7 protein-coding genes and 2 pseudogenes are annotated in these 7,082 nt (G+C 48.4%); 7 read left to right on the top strand and 2 right to left on the bottom strand.

All coding sequences use genetic code 11. The features are described from left to right. The coding region (locus BGX12_RS07910; RefSeq protein ID WP_255416875.1) for a sugar phosphate nucleotidyltransferase at positions 1-281 on the bottom strand (281 nt) is incomplete at its 3' end. A gap of 148 nt (positions 282-429) precedes the next feature. On the opposite strand from BGX12_RS07910, the gene BGX12_RS07905 reads away from it, so the two are divergent. The 7 genes and pseudogenes from BGX12_RS07905 (at position 430) to BGX12_RS07875 (ending at position 5,644) form a co-directional block, all read left to right on the top strand. Next, positions 430-1,161, top strand: a complete 732-nt coding sequence (locus tag BGX12_RS07905; protein ID WP_109735537.1) for a hypothetical protein — start codon at positions 430-432, stop codon at positions 1,159-1,161. Further along, entirely contained in the window at positions 1,161-1,328 is a 168-nt protein-coding gene (locus BGX12_RS15510) for a hypothetical protein (protein ID WP_158278201.1), read from the top strand. The genes BGX12_RS07905 and BGX12_RS15510 overlap by 1 nt, the downstream gene beginning before the upstream one ends. Positions 1,329-1,463: 135 nt before the next feature. Beyond that, positions 1,464-1,850: pseudogene (locus tag BGX12_RS07900) on the top strand (GDP-mannose 4,6-dehydratase); the annotation flags it as partial. Between the two features lie 152 nt (positions 1,851-2,002). Then, entirely contained in the window at positions 2,003-2,575 is a 573-nt protein-coding gene (locus BGX12_RS07895; RefSeq protein WP_233246309.1) for a Panacea domain-containing protein, read from the top strand. Beyond that, entirely contained in the window at positions 2,544-3,311 is a 768-nt protein-coding gene (locus tag BGX12_RS07890; RefSeq protein WP_109735536.1) for a hypothetical protein, read from the top strand. The genes BGX12_RS07895 and BGX12_RS07890 overlap by 32 nt, the downstream gene beginning before the upstream one ends. 193 nt (positions 3,312-3,504) lie before the next feature. After that, positions 3,505-3,995 (top strand): annotated as a pseudogene (locus tag BGX12_RS07880) (NAD-dependent epimerase/dehydratase family protein); the annotation flags it as partial. Between the two features lie 341 nt (positions 3,996-4,336). Next, positions 4,337-5,644 carry a hypothetical protein gene (locus BGX12_RS07875; RefSeq protein WP_233246308.1) on the top strand — a complete coding sequence of 436 codons (1,308 nt, stop codon included), beginning with the start codon at positions 4,337-4,339 and terminating at the stop codon, positions 5,642-5,644. Positions 5,645-5,810: 166 nt separating this feature from the next. Here BGX12_RS07875 and BGX12_RS07870 read toward each other — a convergent pair whose 3' ends face one another. After that, positions 5,811-7,010 carry a nucleotidyltransferase family protein gene (locus tag BGX12_RS07870; protein WP_109735534.1) on the bottom strand — a complete coding sequence of 400 codons (1,200 nt, stop codon included), beginning with the start codon at positions 7,008-7,010 and terminating at the stop codon, positions 5,811-5,813. Positions 7,011-7,082: the final 72 nt, after the last annotated feature.

Here is a 7,082-nt window from a genome sequence, read left to right as displayed (position 1 = left end):
AAGCATGCGAGAGCGATTGCGGGAGCAGTATTGCGGCCCACCGGTTCCAGGAGGAACTTGCTGCCCTTCTTGCCTTCGGCTTCCAGCTGGTCCTTGGCAAGGAAGAACTGGTCTGCATTGCTGACGATGAACTGGGCATCGCAAACTGCAGAGTTGGTCACCACGGTCTTGCGGAACAGGGACTGTCCGTCGAAGAGAGGAGCGAACTGCTTGGGCGTAAGGGAACGGCTCACAGGCCAAAGGCGTGTTCCGTTACCACCACAGAGAATAAGATTAATCATTCCATTCCATCCTATTAATTTATACGCTTGGAAATGTAGAATAAATCATGCTTACTTCGTTCTTAAAACAGCATAAAATAAATATGGAAATCCATTCTTTTTCCAAAAAAAAGATATATTTGTCGCGGTTTAGGTTACGGAGGTTTTTATGAGCCAAGCTATTGGCTTATTATTCTTTGTCATGATAGAAGCAATCATTCTTTCGATTGCATTTGTTTTCATCTTTTATATCGCTAGCAATATCCTTGTTTTAACCTGCAAGGTAGTGACGTATTATGCAACAAACGCCATACCCTGGTTCCTAAAAACAACTGCAAAAGAGAAAATCCGAAACATCGTTGATTTTATCTGTGCAGAATGGATATTTAAATTTTTCCCGAATGGCGGTACCGCAGTTTTCATCAGAACTGTCTTCGTAGGAAGCACAATCTGCTATCTACTTTTTCTTACATACAGTTTTTTTGCCACAAATCCTCTTTCATTTTTCGAACTTTTGCCAAAGCAACTATTCAAAATCGCAAGCATTTATGCTGCCGTCTACGCAGCTTTTTATGCAAGATTTGTCAGCCAATGGACTTACTTATCCAATCTGTATAATCAAATAAAAGAAGCAGAATTGAATACAAATCTCAACTTAGTGGGAAAGTCAGATTTGTTATATGGATGGATGTCCGGTTTTATAGAAGACGCAGAAGATCTGCATATGGAAACAAAAGAGGTTTTTGCCACGGTCATTTTAAATTGGATTGCACAACACCCTAAAGTAAAAGACAAATACATTGAGTACAATCCATGTTCTGTCCTTCAGCATATGGATGGAACCGAAAAATTTGAAAAACTATTCCGTAAACTAAACAACATAAAAAAAAGGAGACCATAATGAGTATCGGATCAAATGAAGCTGTAGAAATAGAAGAACTTGCTGACGAAAACTGGCATACGGTAAAGTGCACATACTGTGGACAGTATTACAGGCGTAACAAAGTTCTTGACAAGAACGACGAATACATTTGTCCTTCTTGTCGAGAAAAATTGAACCAGAACTAGTTCTGCATTAAGCCCCGCCCCAGTGCGGGGTTTTCCTTTTTTGGCATCGCACTTTTTGCATTTTGCGGTAGCGATTGACGACAAGGTGGATTCTCCCGTGAGTCTCTATGCCGCCAGCAAAAAGAGCAACGAGCGTCAAAGGGCGAGCCTATCAAGGTGTTCAACAACGGCGACATGATCCGCGACTTTACCTACATCGATGATATTGTCGAAGGAACCATCCACGTGGTAGACCGTACGCCTGTCGCTTCAGATTGTCCCAACGGGGTCGCCTACAAGGTTTACAACATCGGCTGCAGCAATCCCGTGAAGCTGATGGATTTCATCAGCGAAATCGAGAACGCCTACGGCGAGCCCGCCAAGAAGGAATTCCTGCCCATGCAACCGGGTGACGTATACCAGACCAATGCAGACACCACTAAGCTGGAGACTGAATGCGGGTACAAACCCCACTGGAGTCTGCACGACGGCATCGCCGAATTCATGAAGTGGTATAAAAGCGATAGAAATCCGTTGAAATGATTATTGCGAACGCTATATTGAACATCGCCCGGCAAGCCTAAAGTCTTGCCGGGCAAAATGTCAACTATTGTTTGCAAAAAGAAGGGAGTGCGTCATGGGGGCTTGACACCACACAATTCTCATCCTAAATTTGAGCAATATTTGACACTAAAATGTCAAAAATCATTTGTATATTAGGCTTGGTAAAGAGACTTTTCTACAAGGATTTCGCTATGAGAAATGCAGATAACAATATGAAAACCTACGACATCAACGATGTCGCGGATTACATTATTTTGCAGGCCACAGCAGAAGAAACTCATCCTTCACTCACCAATCTTAAGCTTCAAAAACTCCTGTATTACGTGCAAGCCTGGTCTTACGGAATTCATCAAAGACCGTTTTTTAGCGAAAACGAACAGTTCCAAGCATGGATCCATGGTCCGGTCAACAGAACTATATACGACAGGTTTGAACCAACCAAGCTTCTTTATTCCGAACTGACTATGAGTGACCGTCGTCAAGACGCAAAAGATCTTGATGATGAGGGAAAGGAATTCGTTGATTTCATTCTTGAGAATTACATGAAGTTTACTGGCGTACAACTCGAGGCTATGACCCATAGGGAGGACCCCTGGATTCAGGCAAGAGAAGGCATCGCCCCCACTGCCAGATGTGAAAAGATCATTTCTCCGGATGCGATGGTTAAATTTTATGGCAAACGTTGGAAAGAAATTCAAGGCTAATTTAAATTCAGACGTTTCAAAATATAACGGGTGTTTGGCTCCGTCCAAAAACATTTCGTACAACCAGAAAAATCTTGTTTCTTCAGGCACAACCAAGGAGCCTGGTCTTTCTTTTTCATTTCGTTATTTCAGTCAAGAACAGAATTTCGGTTTAAGAGACGGTTGTGACGGTTCATGGTTCGTTTCCTTTCTGAACGGAGTGCGTGAACTATGCTGCTATACCCTTAGCGAGTTCATAACAAACAAACCTCTTCAAAATAAATTTCGTTTCCATCCTGTCAATTTTTCAAAAGATGCAGTTTCCATAACACGAGCCTCTTTAAAAAGCATTCCCGAAGAAATTCGCGATAATGACAAAGAATATCCATTCTTCGAGCTAAACGTCACCACCTCACGAGGCCGTTATTTTGGCTTTTTCGACAACTCAGTCTTCTATGTAGTGTACCTTGACAGACACCACAACATGTATCCGATGGACAGGGGAATAACTCGCACTTTCGAATGCGAAAGCGATTTTGACAGTCTACTAAGAAAATTGCGCAACATCGTATCAACATCATCCAAATGCTCTCATGCCAAATGCGAGATTAGCTCGATGGTAGAAAAAATACCTGGTTTAGGAACTGAAATCATATACATCGCCCTTGACAACGAAGAACTTGAAATGTTGTTCGACTTGCAAACAAAACATACCTGGGAAGAAATTTTTAAACAGGGAATGTTTAACTTACTCTAATGGAGCTTTACACCATCAAACTTTTAGCGGCAGCGATCGTGACCCCTTGGGGCGCAGACTTTTGCCGCATTTGCGTTCCCTCCCCCACGTTCCGCAAAAGGCTGCGTTTTATGAGGGGCGGGGCGTCGCCCTGGCGACGGAACGGCCCCATAAAATAGAGCGCGACGGCACTGTCGTGCCGGGCCGCCCTCAAAAACTTTTCGAAGTTGAAAAGTTTGACAAAGTGGTGAACCTCGTTGCTCAAGCAGGTGTCCGCTATTCCATTACCAACCCCTATGCTTACATGCAAAGCAATATGGTGGGTTTCTTGAATATTCTGGAAGCATGCCGCAACTTCAATGTCAAGCACCTGATTTACGCTTTCTCCAGTTCCGTTTACGGTCTTAACAGTAAGGTTCCCTATAGCGAAGACGACAAGGTGGATTCTCCCGTGAGCCTCTATGCCGCCAGCAAAAAGAGCAACGAGCGTCAAAGGGCGAGCCTATCAAGGTGTTCAACAACGGCGACATGATCCGCGACTTTACCTACATCGATGATATTGTTGAAGGAACCATCCACGTGGTAGACCGTACGCCTGTCGCTTCAGATTGTCCCAACGGGGGCGCCTACAAGGTTTACAACATCGGCTGCAGCAATCCCGTGAAGCTGATGGATTTCATCAGCGAAATCGAGAACGCCTACGGCGAGCCCCTGCGGGTCTTGCCGGGCTAAAATTTTATTAAAGAACTGTCAACAGTTGTTTGAGCATCTAGGCCAGGATCGATAACGTATATTGTCTTTCGCAAATTCTGTACCCCCCCCATAATTAGGGCCGTTCATAACTAGACAAATGGCGACTATGCCTTAATCAAAAAAACGCAGCCTAATAGTTGCGCTTAAATGTCTTTCTTACTGTTCTGTAAACGTTTGGTTATAGACAATTTGTCTATGGAGTTTTGTGTTGCGCCGGGGTATTTCTTTCCGCTTTAGGATAGTTTTATAAAGGGACAAAATACACAACCTGTATGGGTAAAAAAGGAGTGCAAGTGAAGAACAATTTTAAGAAGTTCGCCGTGGCAACTATTTCCGTTTTCGGCCTGGCCACGTTCATTGCCTGTGGCGACGACCCGGCATCCGGCGCAGACAATTCCATCGAATCGTCCGCCAGCATCGAGGGGCCTGTTTCCTCCGCAGATGTTCCCGGCTCTAGCGAAACGGTTCCTGGTTCCAGCGAGGCGATCCCTGGTTCTAGCGAAACGGTTCCTAGTTCCAGCGAGGCGATCCCTGGTTCTAGCGAATCGGCACCTGGCTCCAGCGAATCACAACCCGTCAGCTCCAGTGGCGCTCTGCCTGGCAGCTCCGCGGGCATCGCCCCGGCTTCCAGTTCCTCCGAAATGGTTCCGGAATCCAGCTCCTCGGAGCCCGAACCTGGCGAAATGACTTACAAGTTTGGTTACGCCCTGAAGAACGCTCCTACCCTCAGTAGGGGCTGCGGCCGCGAAACCACCCTCCGCACCGACAAGCGTGTGGAAAACGGTGAGCACCACGTGGTAAATGTAAACGGCACCAACCGCGAATATTTCATTACCCTGCCCAAGAACTACGACAATACCAAGCCCTACAAGCTGCTCATCGCCCTCCACTGCTTCGGCAGTTCCGCCGAGGACTTTGTGCACCATACCCCGGACTACGACCATCCTACTCCGTACTATGGCCAGCAGGTTCTGGATACCGAGGGCAACTATATGTTCGCCTCCCTCCAGGCTGTGGGCGGCCTCTGGAACAAGGGCCAGGGCGACCACGACTTTTTCGGCAAGGCTTTGACCACCATCGAGGACAACTACTGTATCGATACCAGCCGCGTGTTCATTACGGGCTTTAGCTTTGGCGCCATGTTCTCCTACTCCCTGATGCAGGACTACCAGGATCGTATCCGTGCCGCCGCCACCTACGCCGTGGCCGATTACAACATCTGGCTCCCTCAGGAAAACGGCACCGACAAGAACCTGCCTGTGGCCTGGATGAATGTTCATGGGCAGAACGACGGCCGTTGCGACTATAACCGCGCCAAGAATAGCGCCCTCCCTCGCATTCTCAAGAAGAACGGCAAGGCTTCTGACGGTGACAGTCAATTTACCGACGCCAGCGGCGAAAAGATGGTCGAGAACCAGGGCAACACTGGCCACACCTGCCACGATTTCAAGACGGTGGACGAACGATTCCCGGTCAAGTTCTGCAGCTGGCCCGGAGACCATCAGTGGACCGCACATGATACGGGTAACATGAGCGTGGGCTGGAACTGGGAAAGCACCTGGGTGCCCAAGGCTGTACACGAATTCTTCGAACAGTTCTAAGAGCGACACGATCCGCAAAAAGTTGATGTCGATCCTAGGCCTAGGATGGTGCGTCGCAAAAAGTTGATGCACCTTCCGAGGGCTCGATGCCAGCGCTAATTGTAGTGCTGTTTTTTTATTGCCTTTCAATAACGTTTCTTGTCTTAATAGACGAACCAACAAAGATTTAGTGTACTTTTCGCACTGATATTTTGCGGTGCTTGATGCGCTTGGGAATGTACTGGACGAAGGTGCGGATGTAGCGGGCTTCGTGCCACAGGGATTCTCCGGCGCAGAAGCGGAACCTCTTGAGGGGGCGCATACGGTCGGCGAGCCAGCGGAGGAATGTGGGCAGGTTGTGTTCCCTGGAGTACTTGCCGAAATTGCCGCCGGAAACCACGTTCCCGAAGAGCTGATTTCCACGCCAGGGGTCGGGCGGGCAGATCATTTGCTCGCGGGGCATGCGGAACACGCGCTGCATTGTCCACATCATGGCGCCGGCCATTTGCCGGAGGCCGCAGTTTTTCAGTTGCGCGGAGGCTTGCACGCGGTCGGCCTGGGTGCTGTTTTTGAGTAGCAGGTAGTAATCTACCAGTTGACGGAGGCCTACGCCTTCGCTATAGAAGTGTCGCATGAGGTGGGATAGCTGCATTACGAGGGCGAAGGTGGCGGGGGGTACGTTGAACCCCTCGGCAACCGGATTCGCCTTGACCAATTCCCCGTCGAGGTACTTGAGCATGCGCCTGGTGCTGAAGGGGGAATTGTTGTAGGTGGGGGCGTAGTGGACTTCCACGGTTATGCCGCCGAAGAGTTCCGGTTTCAGGTGCGCATGGATGTCCGAGAAGTCTGTGTTCTCTAAGCCTTCCGCCAGGTCCATTTCCTTTAGCAATGCAATTACTCGCTTGCGGCCGCCTTGCACAAGGATGTCGATGTCGCCTGCCTGGCGGGAACTAGGGTCCGGATAGAGGCGGGCGTTGGCCTGGCCTTTAAGGATTACGGAACGAACTCCTTTTTCGTCGAATAATTTTGTGACCCTTGCCGCGGTCTCGTTCATGTGGGTGTTCATGGCGGCAATCTGGTTGGCCTCTAAGGACCAGCGGAGCAAAAGGTCTCGGGGCGGGCGGTGATCGGCGGGGAGTTTCTCGATGCCCTTGTAAAGAACGCCTAAAAGACACTGGCGCTTGGCCTGCTCGTGGAACCAGCGCCATTCTTCTGCTGTAAGGACGTGGGTGAATGGCTGTTTGGGGGCGTTGCTGGATCCTTCGACTTCGCTTGCGCTCCGCTCAGGATGACGGAGTGTGGTTTCGGAATGACTCGAGGAGGAGTCTGCTTCGATTCCGAGGGAAAAGCGTAAAAGGCTGAAGAATTCTTCGAACAGGGGGTTCATTATGGGTTGAAATATAACAATGTTTCTGTTTTAGGGAGTGTTTTACAAAAAACGAGTCTTTGAAAGCAAAAT

It is taken from the genome of Fibrobacter sp. UWR4 (assembly GCF_003149045.1).
In the GTDB taxonomy this organism is placed as follows: Bacteria; Fibrobacterota; Fibrobacteria; order Fibrobacterales; family Fibrobacteraceae; genus Fibrobacter.
Note: the sequence above shows the minus strand (reverse complement) of the source record. Positions and strands in the feature narration are given on the sequence as shown.